This window comes from Cellvibrio sp. ARAG 10.3 (assembly GCF_051846955.1).
In the GTDB taxonomy this organism is placed as follows: domain Bacteria; phylum Pseudomonadota; class Gammaproteobacteria; order Pseudomonadales; family Cellvibrionaceae; genus Cellvibrio.
The window spans coordinates 227,160-245,189 of the sequence record NZ_JBPYCU010000004.1; the positions used below are offsets into that span (position 1 = coordinate 227,160).

Annotated in this window: 11 protein-coding genes; 2 read left to right on the forward strand and 9 right to left on the reverse strand. The window is 50.3% G+C overall.

The window, feature by feature from the left end:
• Window positions 1-18: 18 nt before the first annotated feature.
• From ACSV5M_RS07395 to sdhC, 5 genes are all read right to left on the reverse strand, one after another.
• Window positions 19-2,853 (reverse strand): 2-oxoglutarate dehydrogenase E1 component, encoded by a 2,835-nt coding sequence (locus ACSV5M_RS07395; RefSeq protein WP_439175052.1) that lies wholly within the window; start codon window positions 2,851-2,853, stop codon window positions 19-21.
• Window positions 2,854-3,102: 249 nt separating this feature from the next.
• The gene (locus tag ACSV5M_RS07400) at window positions 3,103-3,807 is read right to left on the reverse strand and encodes a succinate dehydrogenase iron-sulfur subunit (RefSeq protein ID WP_439175053.1); all 705 of its coding nucleotides are present in this window, start codon (window positions 3,805-3,807) and stop codon (window positions 3,103-3,105) included.
• A gap of 16 nt (window positions 3,808-3,823) precedes the next feature.
• Complete coding sequence (sdhA, locus tag ACSV5M_RS07405) at window positions 3,824-5,596, reverse strand: succinate dehydrogenase flavoprotein subunit (protein WP_439175054.1); 1,773 nt, start codon at window positions 5,594-5,596, stop codon at window positions 3,824-3,826.
• A 4-nt stretch (window positions 5,597-5,600) separates the two neighbouring features.
• Window positions 5,601-5,969, reverse strand: a complete 369-nt coding sequence (sdhD, locus tag ACSV5M_RS07410; protein ID WP_439175056.1) for a succinate dehydrogenase, hydrophobic membrane anchor protein — start codon at window positions 5,967-5,969, stop codon at window positions 5,601-5,603.
• Window positions 5,963-6,337, reverse strand: coding sequence for a succinate dehydrogenase, cytochrome b556 subunit (sdhC, locus tag ACSV5M_RS07415; RefSeq protein ID WP_439175057.1), 375 nt, complete (start codon window positions 6,335-6,337; stop codon window positions 5,963-5,965). Before sdhC ends, sdhD begins: the two co-directional genes overlap by 7 nt.
• A 614-nt stretch (window positions 6,338-6,951) precedes the next feature.
• On the opposite strand from sdhC, the gene ACSV5M_RS07420 reads away from it, so the two are divergent.
• Complete coding sequence (locus tag ACSV5M_RS07420) at window positions 6,952-8,232, forward strand: citrate synthase (protein WP_439175058.1); 1,281 nt, start codon at window positions 6,952-6,954, stop codon at window positions 8,230-8,232.
• A gap of 113 nt (window positions 8,233-8,345) precedes the next feature.
• On the opposite strand, the gene ACSV5M_RS07425 is transcribed toward ACSV5M_RS07420, so the two are convergent.
• From ACSV5M_RS07425 to ACSV5M_RS07435, 3 genes are all read right to left on the reverse strand, one after another.
• Entirely contained in the window at window positions 8,346-9,539 is a 1,194-nt protein-coding gene (locus ACSV5M_RS07425) for an alginate export family protein (RefSeq protein ID WP_439175060.1), read from the reverse strand.
• 517 nt (window positions 9,540-10,056) lie between these two features.
• A complete protein-coding gene (locus tag ACSV5M_RS07430) occupies window positions 10,057-12,537 on the reverse strand; it encodes a glycoside hydrolase family 3 protein (protein WP_439175062.1) in 2,481 nt (826 codons plus the stop codon).
• Window positions 12,538-12,736: 199 nt separating this feature from the next.
• Window positions 12,737-15,352, reverse strand: a complete 2,616-nt coding sequence (locus ACSV5M_RS07435) for a glycoside hydrolase family 3 protein (protein ID WP_439175064.1) — start codon at window positions 15,350-15,352, stop codon at window positions 12,737-12,739.
• A gap of 495 nt (window positions 15,353-15,847) precedes the next feature.
• Between ACSV5M_RS07435 and glk the strand changes: the two genes are divergently transcribed.
• Complete coding sequence (gene glk, locus ACSV5M_RS07440; protein WP_439175066.1) at window positions 15,848-16,849, forward strand: glucokinase; 1,002 nt, start codon at window positions 15,848-15,850, stop codon at window positions 16,847-16,849.
• Window positions 16,850-16,922: 73 nt separating this feature from the next.
• On the opposite strand, the gene ACSV5M_RS07445 is transcribed toward glk, so the two are convergent.
• The gene (locus tag ACSV5M_RS07445) at window positions 16,923-17,963 is read right to left on the reverse strand and encodes a LacI family DNA-binding transcriptional regulator (RefSeq protein ID WP_439175067.1); all 1,041 of its coding nucleotides are present in this window, start codon (window positions 17,961-17,963) and stop codon (window positions 16,923-16,925) included.
• Between the last annotated feature and the right edge of the window lie 67 nt (window positions 17,964-18,030).

Here is an 18,030-nt window from a genome sequence, read left to right on the forward strand (position 1 = left end):
AACATCTCATACTGAATGTTAAACATTCAGCGCTTCGTTGATGAAACGTGTTTGTTCTTCAAGGTGAGCAGACATATAGCCGCCCGCCGGTGCTGCCGACGCATCGCGACCCACATAATCCAGATACAGATCCGGATTGTGATCGTGCACCACACGACGCATGTGATGCTGGCTGCTGTACCATGCGCCCTGGTTCATCGGCTCTTCCTGACACCAACGGATATCCTGCAAACTGGTGTAAGGCGCGAGCGCGGCACGCAGCTCTTGTTCAGGGAAAGGATAAAGTTGTTCCAGACGAATTAACGCAACATTATCCTGGTTACGGGCAATACGTTCTTCCAGCAGGTTGTAATACACCTTGCCACTGCACAGGATAACGCGCTTCACTTTGGCCGGATCAACACTGTTATCGGCAATCACGTTCTGGAATTGTCCATTGGCCAACTCTTCCAGGGTGGATGTTGCCAGTTTGTGACGCAGCAGCGATTTCGGACTCATCACCACCAAAGGACGACGCATCGGACGAATCGCCTGGCGACGCAGCATATGGAACACTTGAGCCGGCGTCGTCGGTACACATACCTGGATATTATGCTCAGCACACAACTGCATGAAACGTTCAAGACGCGCAGACGAGTGCTCCGGCCCCTGCCCTTCATAACCGTGCGGCAACAGCATGGTCAAACCACACAAGCGGCCCCATTTATGTTCGCCACTGGTGATGAACTGGTCGATCACCACTTGCGCACCGTTAGCGAAATCGCCAAATTGGGCCTCCCAGATCACCAATCCGCCCGGTGCTGTCGTGGCATAACCATATTCAAAGGCCAACACAGCTTCTTCTGACAAATAGGAGTCGTAGAGTTCGAAATCCGGTTGCCCGTCTTTCATGTGACTTAAAGGTACATAACTGGAACCGTCTTTCTGGCTATGCAGCACCGCATGGCGGTGTGAGAAGGTACCGCGGCCCACGTCCTGACCGGTCATACGGACAAAATAACCTTGCTCCAACAACGTGGCGTAAGCCAGGGTTTCAGCCATCCCCCAGTTGAGCGGCAAGGCACCGCCAGCCATCTTGCGGCGGTCTTCGTAGATTTTTTCAACTTGCTTCTGCATGACAACGCCATCAGGCACTTCACACATTTTATTGGCAATCGCCTGCAAGGCTTTCAGCTCAACACCCGTATCGCTGGGCGCAGTCCAATCATGGCCGATATAAGCTGACCAATCGACAAACAAGGAGCGATCCGGTTCGCTCACCAGACCACTGGCAACATGCTCACCACGATCCAGCGCGGCGCGATAGTTGTTGGTCATCTCGTCGGCGGTGGCCTGATCCAGCAAACCGGCTGCAATCAATTTGTCGGCATACAATGTGCGAGTGGTTTTATGGCTGCGAATCACCTTGTACATCAACGGCTGGGTAGCGGAGGGCTCATCAGTCTCGTTGTGGCCACGACGGCGGTAACAAACCAGATCAATCACCACGTCTTTTTTGAATTCGTAACGGTAATCCATGGCCAATTGGGCTACGAACAAAACCGCATCAGGGTCGTCACCGTTAACGTGGAAGATGGGGCACTCAATCATCTTGGCCACATCGGTACAGTACTCGGTCGAGCGGGCATCTTCACGCTTGCTGGTGGTAAAACCGACCTGGTTGTTGATCACGAGATGCAACGTTCCACCCGTGCCATAAGCGCGGGTTTGTGACATCTGGAAGGTTTCCATCACCACGCCCTGACCGGCAAATGCCGCATCACCATGAACCACGATGGGCACTACTTTACCGCCTACTTTGTCTTTACGGCGATCCTGGCGCGCACGCACGGAGCCTTCTACTACCGGCGACACAATTTCCAGATGCGACGGGTTAAATGCCATCGCCATGTGCAGTTCACCACCGGGAGTCATCACGTTTGAGGAGAAACCCTGGTGGTATTTCACATCGCCAGACGTATCTACCAGACGGCGGCCATCGAATTCAGCAAACAAATCGGCAGGGTTTTTACCAAAGACGTTAACCAAGGTATTAAGACGACCGCGGTGCGCCATACCTAACACAATTTCTTTTGCGCCATAGGTGCCGGCTCGCTTGACCAAGGCATCAACAAGCGGGATAAAGCTTTCACCACCTTCAAGACCAAAACGCTTGGTACCGGGGTATTTGCTATCCAGGTGACGCTCCAGGCCTTCGGCTGCCGTCAACCGTTCCAGCACTGCCAAACGTTGCTCTTTGCTGAATTCCGGGTTGGAACGCACACTCTCCAGGCGTTGTTGAAGCCACTGCTTTTCCGCCAGATTGGTGATATGCATGATTTCCGGGCCGACGTGGCCGCAGTAGGTTTTCTCCAGTGCGGCGATAATATCGCGCAGCGGAGCTTCCTCTTTACCAATAAACAAATTGCCGGTCTGGAATACGGTATCGAGGTCGGCATTGGTGAGGCCATGAAAGCCAAGATCGAGATCTGGCACCTGAGCACGTTCCATCAAACCCAGCGGGTCGAGCTGGGCTTTTTGATGCCCGCGAAAACGGTAGGAGCTGATGAGTTGCAGAACCTTTACCTGCTTGCGCTCGTGCTCAATACTGACTGAGCCCGCTGCCGCAGGAGCGGTTACAGTGCGCACCCGGCTTTTACCCAGTTGCTCGAATTGAGCGCGAATCACTGAGTGCGGGGTATCCTGGGTTACAACGCCGTTGACGCGTGGCAGCTGTTCAAAATAATTGCGCCACTCTTCAGGAACGGCATTCGCGTCGTGTAAATACTTGTCGTAGAGCTCTTCGACGTAAGCAGCGTTCCCACCAGAGATGTGCGACGTGCTCCAAAATTGCTCCATGATGCTGTCTTGCATTCCACCCACCTTAATCATGGGGACCGCCAGCATAACCTGCGAAGGACACTGGCCTGGGCTATGCCCACTACCCCTGCTATCACTAGCTGTTAGCTACAATAACGCCCTCAACTTGTGGTCGAAGGCGCCGCTTTTAAGCCGCTGTGTTCATAATTACAGCGAACAGAGTTAATGCCTTGTACTGATGTTTGGGGTATCAAGCCCAAGGCATCAAAGATTTACCGCCTGCAAATACACAAAAGCGCCACCTTAGGTAGCGCTCTGTAACAGCATGTTGCGGATATGGCCAATGGCCCGTGTCGGGTTTAACCCTTTGGGGCAAACCGCCACACAGTTCTGGATTCCGTGACAGCGGAATACGCTGAAAGGGTCGTCCAGGTTGGACAAGCGTTTCTCAGTGGCCAGGTCGCGGCTGTCCGCCAAAAAGCGGTAAGCCTGCAACAGCCCGGCAGGTCCAATGAACTTGTCCGGATTCCACCAAAAAGATGGGCAACTGGTTGAACAACAGGCGCAAAGTATACACTCATACAGGCCATCCAGCTTCTCACGATCTTCCGGTGATTGTAACCGCTCGATCGCCGGTGCTGGCGTGTCGTTCTGCAAATAAGGCTCAATTTTTTTGTATTGGTCGTAGAACTGGGTCATATCGACTACCAGGTCACGGATCACTGGCAAACCGGGCAGTGGGCGTAGCACCAATTTGTTGTTCTTGACGCATTCAGACAAGGGCTTGATACACGCCAAACCATTCTTGCCATTGATGTTCATGCCATCAGAACCGCAAACCCCTTCGCGGCATGAGCGACGATAAGCCAGGCTCTCATCCTGGGCTTTTAACATTTCCAGCACATCCAGCACCATTAGATCTTTACCCTGGGTATCGATCTCGTAGGTTTTCATGTACGGCTCTTTGTCGGTGTCCGGATTGTAGCGGTAGACTTCAACTTTCAACATTTATCTGTCTCCCCGATTAATAAGTACGAACTTTAGGTTCAAACGCTTCCATAGTGCGCGGCGCAAAATTTACCGCACGCTTGGCGACACGTTTGTCAGCCGGGAAATAAATGGAGTGGCACAACCAATTCTGGTCATCACGATCCTGGAAGTCTTCACGGGCATGAGCACCGCGAGATTCCTTGCGCTCTTCCGCTGCGATAGCGGTAGCTTCAGCCACTTCCAACAGATTTTGTAATTCAAGCGCTTCGATACGAGCCGTATTAAACGCGCTGCTCTTATCTGTGATACAGACACTCTCAACGCGCGGGCGCAGCTCTGCCAACTGCTGAATACCCTTCTGCATGTACTCGCCTTTGCGGAATACACCGAAGTAATTCTGCATGATGGTTTGCAGCTCCTTACGCAACACCGCAGCACTTTCACCGCTGGTTGAGGTGTTAATTTTGTTCAGGCGAGCCATGGATTTCTCAATATCGGCCTGGGTGGCGTCACGCTGCTCAATACCTTCACGCAGCGCTTTCTCGATGTAGAGCCCAGCCGCACGGCCGAATACCACGAGGTCCAACAGGGAGTTACCACCGAGACGGTTAGCACCATGAACGGATACACAAGCCACTTCGCCACAAGCGTAGAGGCCATCAATGACAACGTCTTTACCATTCGCATCAACCGTCAACGCCTGGCCGTTCACGTTGGTGGGTACACCGCCCATCATGTAGTGGCACGTCGGCACAACCGGAATGGGAGCATAAACCGGATCAACATGAGCAAAGGTACGTGACAACTCGCAAATACCCGGCAATTTGCTTTCAAGGACTTCTTCGCCCAGATGATCCAGCTTCAACAGCACGTGATCACCATTCGGGCCACAACCACGCCCTTCCAGGATCTCCTGCACCATGGACCGGGCCACCACGTCGCGACCGGCGAGGTCTTTAGCGTTTGGCGCATAGCGTTCCATGAAACGCTCACCGTCTTTATTAATCAGGTAACCGCCTTCACCACGACAACCTTCTGTCACCAGAACCCCTGCCCCGGCAATTCCGGTCGGGTGGAACTGCCACATCTCAATGTCCTGTACCGGGAAGCCAGCACGCAACACCATACCGATACCGTCACCGGTATTGATGTGAGCATTAGTCGTTGACGCATATATACGACCGGCACCGCCAGTAGCCAATACAGTCGCTTTGGCTTTGACGTAAACCGTTTCTCCGTCTTCGATATTGATCGCGATAACGCCCACAACGGCGCCATCCTGATTTTTCACCAAATCAACGGCAAACCATTCATTCAGGAAGACAGTTTTGTTTTTGAGGTTACCCTGATAAAGGGTGTGGAGCAGCGCGTGGCCGGTACGATCTGCCGCCGCGCAAGTGCGAGCCGCCTGGCCGCCCTTGCCAAAATCCTTTGATTGCCCGCCGAACGGACGTTGATAAATACGGCCGTTTTCGGTGCGGGAGAAAGGCAAGCCCATGTGCTCCAATTCAAAGACTGCTTCCGGACCAACGGAACACATATACTCGATAGCATCCTGGTCACCGATGTAGTCAGACCCCTTAACGGTGTCGTACATGTGCCAGCGCCAATCATCGTTCGGGTCAGCACTCGCGATAGCGCAGGTGATACCGCCCTGGGCTGATACGGTGTGTGAACGTGTTGGAAAGACTTTGGTGATTACTGCTGTTTTATAACCGGATTGCGCCAATTGCAGTGCCGCACGCATACCCGCGCCACCGCCACCAATGACAATACCGTCGAATGAAATTGTTCGTATATTAGCCATCTGCCTAGAATCCCCACAAAATTTCAACGCCCCAGACCAGGTAGGTCACAGCAGCAACACCCAATACCATCTGCGCAACAACGCGCAATACGGTGGCCTTGGCTCCCAACAAACGATTGGTGAGATAGTCGGTCAGAACCGACCAGAGACCGATCCAGGCATGTGTAATAAATGAGATAAGCGCGAGCAGGCTGAAGATGCGCATCCACAACTGATTAAAGAGCGCGCTCCACTGGGCAAAATCCAGGTCAGGATTCAGGGCAATATAAACGACAAGAAAGATTGTATAGGCTGTCAATACCACAGCGCCAACGCGCTGGATTAACCAATCATACAAACCACTACGACCAAAACTGGTTACTGCGGTTACCATATCCACACTCCGGCTAATACGATCAATACTATGGCCAACAGCACCACAAGCTTGGCGCCCAGTCGACCACCCTTTAAGGTCTCGCCTACGCCGCCATCCATTGTCAGGTGACGCACACCGGCAACAGTGTGGTAGGCAAGAACAGCAAGCACACCCCAGAGTACGAACTTGTAAACCGGATTATTCAGGGACTCTTTCATCGCGGCAAAGCTTTCCTCTGAGGCCAGACTCGCGTCCAATAGCCAAAGTAATACGGCCATGCCAGCAAAAAGGAAAATGCCTGATATACGATGAAGGATAGAAACGTAAGCGGTGATGGGAAGTTTGATAGTGGATATATCGAGATTGACAGGTCTTTTTTTGTTCACGGTTGATAGTCACCTTTTTGCCCATCGCGGGCAGGTTTTAAGAATGAGCGTCGGGTTCAACGCTTTACCTCAACCTATCGTCCAAATCGACCCTGTACCACGAGTTACTGATAGCAGATTTCAATAAAAACAGGAGAGTTAAAGGTTGTCACCAGCCGCATCCTGCAAGTCGCGCCGTATTATAGAGAGGGAACTTCAGAAACACAAACAAAAAGCCGACCCAAAATGGCAATCAAATCCACAGAAATTTATCGTTTTTCGGAGGCTTTATTACCAATTACGCATCAAAAGCGAACATCGATAAATAATCGCGCGCTATAAAAGTGCAGAACAGAGATAAGGAAGGTTTTATTTATTAGCGTGATTAATGCAGGCTATAAAAATTGACAGCGCTGCCACACTAAAAGCCCGGAATGGGACATTACAGGTAAAGGCGGTAAATAAAGGCAAAAGCTATCATCCTGCGGGTTAAGTCATCTATAATGCCGACCGCAAACGGACTCCCCACAATTTGACAAAGCTAAATCTATCCTTATAGTTGTGCCCCGTTTATCAACCTGTCTTGGCCTCCTGCCATGTACGTAAGCCTTTATTAGTAACTACAGGAGTCAGTAATGACTGACAAGAAAGCACACTTAACGGTTGACGGCTTGGATGCGGCAATTGAGTTGCCCATCTATAACAGCTCTACCGGTCCTGACGTTATCGACGTTACCAGCATTACCAAGAACGGCTTTTTTACCTTCGATCCGGGATTTATGTCCACCGCTTCATGCGAATCCAAGATTACTTTCATTGACGGCGACAAAGGTATTCTGCTCCATCGTGGTTACCCTATTGATCAATTAGCCGATCACTCTGATTACCTCGAAACCTGTTATCTGCTATTAAATGGCGAACTTCCAAACGATACGCAAAAGCAAGAATTCACCAACGCCGTCAAAAACCACTCCGCTGTCGACCCCTCTGTAGCTGCTCTCATCAAAACCTTTAAACGCGATGCACACCCCATGGCAATTCTGTGCAGCGCAGTAGCAGCACTTGCCGCTGTTTATAATGAAGGGCTTGATATCACTAAAGAAGAAGATCGCAAAATCACCGCGCACCGTTTGATCGGCCAAATGCCGACTCTGGCCGCGATGGTTTACAAACACAGCCAGGGCGAAGAATTTATCGCACCGGACAGCACGCTGGGTTATGCAGAAAATTATTTGAATATGACCTTCGGCAAAGCAGGCCAGGCGCCCAAAGTGAGCCAGGTACTGGCCAAAGCCATGGATCGTATCTTTATCCTTCATGCCGACCACGAGCAGAATGCATCCACATCGACGGTGCGCCTCTCCGGCTCTTCCGGCACCAACCCTTTTGCGGCTATCGCAGCGGGCATTGCCACCTTGTGGGGGCCGGCTCACGGTGGTGCTAACGAAGCCGTGTTAAAAATGCTGGAAGAAATCGGCAGCGTGGACAACATCGACAAATTCGTTGCCAAAGCAAAAGATAAGAATGATCCGTTCCGTTTGATGGGCTTCGGTCATCGCGTTTACAAGAACTTTGACCCACGTGCCAAAGTGATGAAACAAACCTGCGATGAAGTTCTGGCTGAACTGGGCCTGGAGAATGATCCACTGCTGGCAATAGCCAAACGACTGGAAAAGATTGCACTGGAAGACGAATACTTCATTCAGAAAAAACTGTATCCGAATGTGGATTTCTATTCCGGCATTATCATGAAAGCTATTGGCATTCCCACAGAAATGTTCACCGTTATTTTTGCCACTGGCCGCGCAGTAGGCTGGTATGCCCACTGGGATGAGATGGTCAGTTCCGCGTATAAAATCGGTCGCCCGCGTCAGCTGTATACCGGCAGTGTACAACGGGACTATCCAAGCAAATAAAATGGGCCAAGCAAACTAAACTGGGCATTTGTCAACAAGACGCTTGTTAATAAAAAGGGCTGCGACTGCAGCCCTTTTTATTTTTCGGTAGAAACAGTGGCTCAAACGTTTACTTAAAAATTAATATCTGCCATTAACCAAAATTTGGTCGTATCAGAACCGAAATCATCTGCCGCGTAATCAGCAAACTTTGCGGTATACATAACCGGACCCCACTTTTTACTTGCGCTGAAATCCCACTCACTACCGTAATCAACACTGTTCACGTCCGACGCCAGTTCATGATAGGTAACAACCAACTGCACACCTGCAAGGTTGGTCGCCAATGTGGCATAAATATCTTCAATACCATTAGCGGGTGTATCAAGGAAGCGATCCGTCCAGCCCTGAAAAGCATGCAGCGTGGCCAAGGGTGTAGCGAAACCCACGACACCGTCATCAGAACCAAGCAATTCGTATCCCAGTGTAGCGGTGACCTTGCCTAGTGTCACCACACCTTCAGCCAGCATGTAATCAGCCGAGTAGGTCACCGGATTATCGCCACCTTCCGATTGCGTAGCATATTCAAGGTTGTAACCAAAAGTGTTATTGATCCGCCCCATCCAACGTGCACCGTAGGTATCACTGGCCAAAGCCGGCGCACTCAGATTATCGATAAGATATGCATAGAGTGATAATTTGCCTGCACCGAAACCAGCGTAATTTGCATTTAGCAAATGAGTTTCCTGATCATGATCGCCTATAAGGTTGTCCTCACCAAATACTCGATTGACGTTGGTGACATAAGCGTAAAATAACTGCGTATCCGGCAAACCCTTATTGGTTATCGAAAACGCATCATAGGTTTGCTCGTTCTGCCGCCAGCCCACCGCGCCGATAAACCGTTGGTTATCCAATGTGATACGTTGTCGACCGTATTTGAATTGCGTGCTGAAATTGTCGTAAGACACAAAGGCCTGATTAACCTCTGTTCCCTCGGGGTCGGCAATAATCGCTGTGCCGGGATTCAAAGGATCATTGGCTGCCGTGCGATAATCAACATCATCCAACTCACGCACATCATCAAACTCTGCCGCAAAAGCAAACCCCTGGTAAGCGCCGGATTGATAAGAAAGACGTGAGCGCAGAGTAAATGCATCTGAATCTTCCAAACCATCCCAGCTCACATCTTCATAACGCAAGCGAAAGTTTATTTTTGTCGTTCCTTTTTGAAAGGCTTCCGTCAGGCTGGCATTAGCAAGCGCATAAGGAGTCAAAGTTAACGAGCCAACAAATGTACCAAGGCAGTAAGCCACGTATTTTTTCATAGAGCCTTCTCCAGTTTAATTGTGTGTGGTCAACTCTCCCGCGAAATGCTGCATGATGTTGCAGATAAATCTGAACATCGCACCACTTTAAAACAACGGTGAAATTAAAAATCATTATAAAAACTCACCGCTGCACGCCAAGATGACTGAACACAATTCAGCAAGGCTTATGCCAAAAGAATATTGGGTTTTACTTTTTCATTTTTAGTTGAGAGAAATCAAAGAGATATTAGCTTGGTGTTTAATGAATTTATACTTTAGTCAAAATCATCCATGCCCAAGCATTGGGAGTCGCCAACAATTTATGCTGCATTAATTACCAGCAGTAGCTCACCAAAAGCACCAACAACGCACATATTCATGCACCACAGCCAGAGACGTAGCACTCTATTGAGTCAGCAGGATTTTCTACTATTTTCTGAATCAGATTATTTGCGGAGTACAGATGCATTAGCGTGGTGCAGGCTGTGTCAGGAAATCCCTAAAAGCCGTACAACGACGTTTAGGGATTAGGAGGCTATTCAAAACGAATCGATCTACCTGTAGCGGCATGTTTAACCAAACGAATGTTGGCAAAACTGATATCCATTTCCCCATCAGTCACCAAGGTAAAAGGCTCAAGCACGAGATGGAAAAACTCCTCGGGTGGTAACACCAAACCGAAATTTGAACCTACATCGGGGAAACAAGCAAGGTCGACCGTCAACCGACGCCAGCCGGTATGGGCAATGGCATTAATCTTGTCAGTAATAGGCAAATCCGAATTGCATGAAGAGCCACAACCGATTCGCAGAATGACATCAGCCGTCGGTGCTTTATCAACCTTGATATCAAACTCCAAAACACCCTGCTCGTTGAGGTAATCAATCAGCACCTGGCGGTTTTCCGTGGAGAGCGCAATCAATCCTGTACCGGAGCCATTCCATACAACGCGACGAGCATCCTCTTGTACATCACGATCAACAACGGTTGCAGTCAAGGTAGAAACTTGCGCAATATTGCCATTCATTACCGCGCGATCATTTTTTCCACCCTCTAACTCAATATGCCAGGGCGTCATCGGACGTCGATTGAATATCTCCAGAATATGTGTTGTTTCCTGGACTGCCATGCCATCTTCCGGCAAGTCATCACCCAGGTTGTCCGGTTCGCCATAACGCAAACCGTAGCCATAGGGAAACAGCGGATCGTAATGTTCATCCCCCAGATTTAATGGACCCTGATCGGGGCGCTTGGGCCAGGAAAATGTCAGACGACCTTTTACATCGTGCTGAATTTTCCCCTCCGCTGTTGTAAAGATCACGTCAGCCACACCGCCACCCTCGGTACCGGGTTGCCAGATCACCATAAATGCATCGGAGTGATTTAACTCCTGGTTCACCCACAATGGCCGCCCGGTAATAAACAGCGAAACGACGGGAATACCCGCTGCCTTCAATTTTTTCAGCAACTCACGATCATGATTATTCGCCGGCTTGTACAACAGGTTCTGCACATCACCCTGCATTTCAGCGTAGGGATCTTCCCCGAAGACAACAATCGCCACATCCGGTTTTTCGGTATAGGAACCGTCCGGGCTGTACAGGATCTTGCCGCCGCCACGCTCCACCGCCTCGTTCATCCCCATAAGCAACGTTGTGGCACCCGGGAAGTCAGCCATGGTGTTGCCCGTACCTTGCCATGTAACCGACCACCCACCCGTTTGCTTGGAGATATTATCAGCACCGTCGCCCGCTACCAGGATCTTCAGTGACGGCGAGAGCGGCAGCAGGTTGTTTTTATTTTTCAACAACACGAGCGATTCGCGTACCGCCTGACGAGCAACAGCGCGATGCTCTGGCGCGCCGAGCAGTTCGTCTTTGCCTGCCAGCGGTCGCGTTGAGGGAGCGCCTCGTTCAAACAAGCCAGCCCGTAATTTGACACGCAAGATCCGCCGCACAGCATCATCAGCACGACTGAGGGGAATCACGCCGGTTTTGATCTGATCCAGCGTGTTATTGAATAAGGTTTTCCATTCCGGGTCGGGCACCATAAACATATCCAGGCCCGCGTTAATTGCATGCGGACAATCAAGCACAGAAGCACCCTTGATAAAACCATGGCCGTTCCAGTCACCCACAACAAAGCCATCAAAACCCATTTGGTTTTTTAACACTTCCGTCAACAGATAGCGATGCCCATGCATCCGCTCGCCGTGCCAACTATTGAATGAGGCCATCACAGTTTGCACACCCGCCTCTATCGCACTCATATAGCCGGCGGCGTGAATATCGCGCAGTACCGCTTCATCATCTTTGTTGTCTCCGCGATCAATACCATTAACCGTACCGCCATCACCCAGGAAATGTTTTGCCGTGGCAATGACATGGTATTCATCGAGAAACGCGGTGGTGGATGCATCGCCCTGTAAGCCTTCCACCATCTTGCCGGCGTAGGTGCGTACAACGGCAGGGTCTTCTGAGTAGGATTCGTAGGTGCGTCCCCAGCGATCATCTCGCACAACCGCAACAGTCGGAGAAAAGTCCCAATCCAGACCGGTAACCGCAATTTCGCGCGCGGTGATTTCACCAATCTTCTTTATCAGTTCGGGATTGTTGGCAGCACCCAATGCGATGTTGTGGGGAAACAAGGTGGCGCCGACAAGGTTACCTACACCATGCACAGCATCTGTACCCCATATTACGGGCACTGCCACCTTGCCATCACTGTCATCCATAGAGGCATGATAAAAACTATCGGCCATGGCGATCCAATCTGCCGCCTTTGCGAAACGATTACCATTGGGAACTGAGCCACCGCCGTTTAACACGGAGCCGATATGGAAGTCCTTGATGTCTTGCGGGGTGACATAACGAATCTCCGGCTGAATCATTTGTCCCACTTTTTCTTCAAGGCTCATCTGCGCCAGGATATCCTCAACTCGCTGCTCAATCAGTGGATCTTGTTTAACAGCGGAGATTAAACGGGGCCAGGTGGTGGAAGTTTGTTGACTTCGCATGTTGATAAACTCTCCAATGCAATCATTTGTGTAATCGTTGTTAGCCGTCTCCTTACAACAAGCTCCTGATACTGCCAATGCGACGTTATTGTGAAAACACACGGATTTGCCTGATCTCGTGTAAAAACACCTCGCATAAAAAAAGCCACACAGAAATTCTGCATGGCTTTTTTGCCTCGCTAGCACGAGGCTAGAAATACTAGTTACATTTACCCGCCTCGCCTTCCGCAGCACCCTTCACAACGCGGATGTTCGCAAAGGTGATATCCAGCGAGCCTGAGGTAACCAGTGAGAAAGGCTGTAATACCTGTGTGAAAAATTCACTGGGTGGTTGAGCAACGCCAAAGTTGGCACCGGATTGAGGGAAACAGGCCAGACCGACAGTCACGGTTTGCCATCCCTCGCCTTCAAATGCTTTGAGACGTGCAGTGAAGTCAATATCGGAAGCGCAGTAAGAACCGCAACCCAAACGCAGATATGTAACATCGGTAGGCGCCGCATCGACCTTGATATCGAACACCAGCGCAGAATTGGATTTCAGGTAATTGATAAAATCCTGGCGATTTTCTGTGGATAGCGCGACCTGGCCGCTACCGCTGCCATTCCACACCACCCGACGCGCATCCTGTTGTTCATTGCGGTCAACCGCTTCGATCATCAATGAAGATGCCTTTATTGTGTTACTGGTCATAGTGATGCGATCGTTCTGATTGCCAATAATTTCAAGCGACCAGGGATCAAGCGGACGACGATTAAAGATTTCCAGAACGTCCAGTGCTTCAGCAAGTTGCACGCCCTCTTCCGGTAAATTATCGCCCAGCGTGTCTTTGTCTGCGTAACTCAAACCGAAGCCATAGGGAAACAATGGATCGTAATTTTCATCGCCACGATTGAGCGGCCCCTGATCCGGACGCTTGGGCCAGGAGAATGTCAGGCGCCCTTTCATGTCGTGATTAATATCGCCTGCGGCATTTTTGAAGATAACATCGGCAATACCGGCACCTTCAGTACCCGGTTGCCAGATAGCCACAAATGCATCGGATGCATTCAGCTCTTTGTTGACCCACAGCGGGCGCCCGGAGATGAACAGGGACACAACTGGAATACCTTGGCTGCGCAGTTTTTTCAACAGCTCCAGATCGCTGGCATCTCGCGGTTTATAGGCAAGGTTACCCACATCACCTTGCATTTCTGCGTAGGGATCTTCACCAAACACCACAATAGCCACATCAGGTTTTTCACCGAAAGAACCGTCAACACTTAATGAGGCTGTGCCGCCCGCTGAGGTTACCACTTCGCTGATGCCGGCAAAAATCGAGGTCGCGCCGGGGAAGTCGGAATTCACGTTACCCGTACCCTGCCACGAAATGGACCAACCACCAGCCTGCTTACCAATATTGTCCGCGCCATCACCGGCTACCAGAACTTTTTGTTTACGCGCCAAGGGTAAGAGGCCATTTTTATTTTTCAGCATCACCAGCGATTCACGCACTGCTTGTCGTGCTACTGCGCGGTGCTCCGGAGCACCGAGAACATTTTCCTTACCCGCCAGTTCGCGAGTAGACGGAGCACCACGGTCAAATAAACCGGCACGCATTTTTACCCGGAGAATTCGGCGGACGGCATCATCAACCCGCGCCATCGGGATCACGCCTGTTTTGGCTTGCTCCAACAAGTTGTTGTACAACTCTTTCCATTCCGGTTCCGGGACCATATAAATATCAAGACCGGCGTTAATCGATTCGGGGCAGTTCAATGCCGTACAACCGGGAATAAAGCCGTGGCCGCTCCAGTCGCCTACCACCAGGCCATCAAAGCCCATTTGTCCTTTTAAAACATCGGTCAATAAATATTTATGGCCGTGCATGCGGGTATCTTGCCAACTGGTGAAAGAGGCCATCACCACCTGTACACCTGCCTCCAATGCGCTGAAATAACCGGCACCGTGAATATCGCGCAGATGCTTCTCATCGCCTTGGGTTGCTCCGCGATCCACACCATTTAATGTGCCGCCATCGCCGATGAAATGCTTGGCCGTGGCAATGACATGACGCTCGGTTAAAAACTCATCAGAACCACCAATACCTTGCAAGCCTTCAACCATCTCGCCGGCATAGGCGCGAACAATCTCCGGATCTTCTGAGTAAGCTTCGTATGCGCGACCCCAACGATCATCACGCGCCACGGCAACAGTGGGGGAGAAATTCCAATCCAGACCGGTGGCCGCAATTTCGCGGGCGGTAACTTCACCAACCTGCTTGATCAACTCTGGATTATGGGTGGCCCCCAAACCAATGTTATGGGGAAACAAGGTGGCACCAATAACATTACCCAAACCATGTACAGCATCGGTGCCCCACATGATCGGGATACCTACACGACCGTCATTTTTATCAACTGAGGCGTGATATAAGCTGTCTGCCAAAGCAACCCAGTCATCAAGTTTTGCGTATTTGTTGTTCCCCGGCGTGGTCCCACCACCATTAAGGACAGAACCAACGTGATACTTTTTAATATCTTCCGGCGTGACCTGCTTGATCTCCGGTTGTACCAATTGGCCAATCTTCTCTTCCAGCGTCATACGCGCCATGAGTTCATCAATCTTTTTTTCCAGCGCCGGGTCTTTTTTGACCGCACTGGTAATAGCGGGCCATTCAACTTTCTCAGAAGCAGCCGATGCGGCCGTTGCCGAAGAAGCAGAAGGTGTTTCGTTTGTTGTGTTGTTGGTGTTGTTGTCGCAGCCAGAAAGGAAGCCGAGCAATACTGCCGAAATCGCTCCTGCAAACAGAAAGCGATGAAGCATTTTATTTTTCATAGTTATCAACCTGTTAAAAACGTACATCTATAGCCGGGGTTAGAGATTTATTTACTTAATAAAAACGAGGGACGTGACAAACCTCGTTAAAAGAAGGTACGCAGGGCAAGCTCATCAACGATCCCTGTATAAAAGGTAGCAGTTGCACATAACGAAGCGCACCAACTTTAACCTTTTATGACATCTTTTCATCTATGAATAATTAATGTTCGACGATTTTAGCGCGGAGAACAGGTAAATAAGCTGACTTATCGTCGTTTTTACTACTATTAACGCCCGGTCGCCCGGGAAGCTACTACTTATTGACAGCGCTGTCAATGATAACTACACTGCGCCGGCCTTGAATGCTGGTTCCGGTGTCGTTACTCTTGCGAATATCTTTCCGCATCGCTTTTGGCACAGAATCAGCATAGCTCACATAGCTACGTCATGCGCCTCGCTTCGGGTTGCAATGCGATATAACGACAGTATTGATATATAAAATTGAGGAGAAGCATGAGTCAGTTACTGGTAGCAGACATCGGCGGCACCAATGCGCGGTTCGGCTTGGTTGAATTAAGTACGAATGCAGGACAACAGAATTACGGGGCCCAGCAACAAAAGACCCTGAAATGTGCCGACTATCCTGACATTGCCACAATGATCAAAGCCTACTGCAGCCAAGTTGGGGCATCACTGCCGCCCTACGCCTGCCTGGCTATTGCGGGCCCCATTGAAAAAGGCTGGGCCCAGATGACCAATCTGAACTGGAAGTTTTCCATCGAAGACCTGCGCAAAGAGATGGGCATGAAAGCGCTCGACGTGATTAACGACTTCGCAGCCCTTGCTTATGCCACACCCTTCTTGCCGGCGCAGGATATCAAACCCCTCTATACCGCAAAATCCAGTCAGGATTCAGCTATTGTTGTGCTTGGCCCCGGAACCGGTTTCGGCATGGCTGCTCTGGTGCCTGACCATACCCAGACACAACGTGGCTGGAAGATTCTCCCAACCGAGGGCGGCCATTGTAGTTTTGCTCCCACCACCGATAAAGAAATGGCCATTCGTGCATTCCTGGCACAGACCGATGACCATGTATCTATTGAAGATATTCTGTCGGGCCGTGGCCTGGTTTCAATTTATCGCGCACTTTCTCATATCAACGGTACACCAGCCCAGGATTTTACGCCGGCTGAGGTCAGCACCAAGGGATTGGCCGACGAAGACCCGACATGCCGGGAGGCTCTGGTCACGTTTTGCAATATTCTGGGCAGTGTTGCTGGAGATAAAGCCTTATCTCTGGGGGCGAAAGGTGGTGTGTACCTGGGCGGCGGAATTATTCCAAAGATCGCCAGCTTTATTCCCCAGACCGATTTTGTCAGCCGCTTTAAACATAAAGGGCCAATGAGCGGTTATGTGAGTGACATCTCCGTCAATATGATTATCAACGATACTGCTGCATTGGTGGGATCGGCTGCCTGGCTCATCAATACTGCCTTAACGATGCGTGGTGAGTAAGACTCCTGGCGAAGAAATAGAAGCCAGCAATACGATGAAATAAATGCGCCTTCGGGCGCATTTTTATTGCCTGCTAATTAGACCCGATCACTGATTTCTTTTTTGGCGCCGGCCCAGTGGAGTCACGCATGATCAAGCTGGAGCTCAACATACTTGCCGGAAGCTGCACGTCTTTACCACGCAATTGCTTTAGCAATAAATCTGTCGCCTTCTTTGCCATCTGCTGAATCGGCTGACGAATCGTGGAGAGCGACGGCCACAACTGATGAGCGACCGGCGTATCATCAAACCCCGCCACGGATAATTCATCCGGAATTTTAATTCCGCCTTGATGGGCCACCATGATCACCCCTGCAGCCATATCGTCATTTGCCGCAAAGATCGCCGTGGGCCGGGGCTTTCTTTCCAACAAATTTCGCGCGCAGGCCTCGCCGGATTCAAATGAATTGAAGCCCTGCTCCACCAGATCTTCACTCAAGGGAATATTATTTTCGATCAACGCCGCTTTATAACCTTCATAACGGTGCGAGACTGCAAGGTGGTCAGGGTGACCGCAAATAAACCCGATTCGTTTATGACCCATCGCAATGAGTTGACAGGTCATATCGTAAGAGGCTTCTTCATCATTGGTCTCAACGTAGGGGCTGGCATCTTTATTGCGCGTCGGCGCAACACGCACAAAGGGGATGTTGATATTTTTTAATGCATTTACCACGCTCAGATTATCGGAAAGCGGTGGGGTAAGAATTAATCCATCAATACGTTTTTGATGGATCATGTCGATAATTTCTTTGGTGAGATTTTCGTCGCGGTGATTGCAGGGATGGATCAGCAAATCATATCCCTGAGGTCTGCAGATGGATAACACACCTTCCTGGATATCGATAACGTAATTAGCACTGGGATTGCCATACAATAACCCCAACACATAAGAGCGGTTGCCGGCGAGACTACGAGCAGACAGATTAGGACGGTAATCAAGCTCAGCGATTGCCGCTAGCACTTTGTCTCTGGTCTCGGGGCGCACGTTCGGCTCCTTATTTACCACGCGCGATACGGTCTTGATAGAGACACCGGCCAATTCCGCCACATCGTCAATCGTTGCTTTAGCCATTGCTTGCCAACCCCATCATTGTTATTGGTGAAATTTTTCTTCTCTGCGGTTGCAATATCCCCGATTC

Bases quoted from the DNA above. Each gene is read 5' to 3' on its own strand.
- ACSV5M_RS07395 (WP_439175052.1), bottom strand. From the start codon at position 2,853: ATGCAAGACAGCATCATGGAGCAATTTTGGAGCACGTCGCACATCTCT.
- ACSV5M_RS07400 (WP_439175053.1), bottom strand. From the start codon at position 3,807: ATGTTGAAAGTTGAAGTCTACCGCTACAATCCGGACACCGACAAAGAG.
- sdhA (WP_439175054.1), bottom strand. From the start codon at position 5,596: ATGGCTAATATACGAACAATTTCATTCGACGGTATTGTCATTGGTGGC.
- sdhD (WP_439175056.1), bottom strand. From the start codon at position 5,969: ATGGTAACCGCAGTAACCAGTTTTGGTCGTAGTGGTTTGTATGATTGG.
- ACSV5M_RS07420 (WP_439175058.1), top strand. From the start codon at position 6,952: ATGACTGACAAGAAAGCACACTTAACGGTTGACGGCTTGGATGCGGCA.
- ACSV5M_RS07425 (WP_439175060.1), bottom strand. From the start codon at position 9,539: ATGAAAAAATACGTGGCTTACTGCCTTGGTACATTTGTTGGCTCGTTA.
- ACSV5M_RS07430 (WP_439175062.1), bottom strand. From the start codon at position 12,537: ATGCGAAGTCAACAAACTTCCACCACCTGGCCCCGTTTAATCTCCGCT.
- ACSV5M_RS07435 (WP_439175064.1), bottom strand. From the start codon at position 15,352: ATGAAAAATAAAATGCTTCATCGCTTTCTGTTTGCAGGAGCGATTTCG.
- glk (WP_439175066.1), top strand. From the start codon at position 15,848: ATGAGTCAGTTACTGGTAGCAGACATCGGCGGCACCAATGCGCGGTTC.
- ACSV5M_RS07445 (WP_439175067.1), bottom strand. From the start codon at position 17,963: ATGGCTAAAGCAACGATTGACGATGTGGCGGAATTGGCCGGTGTCTCT.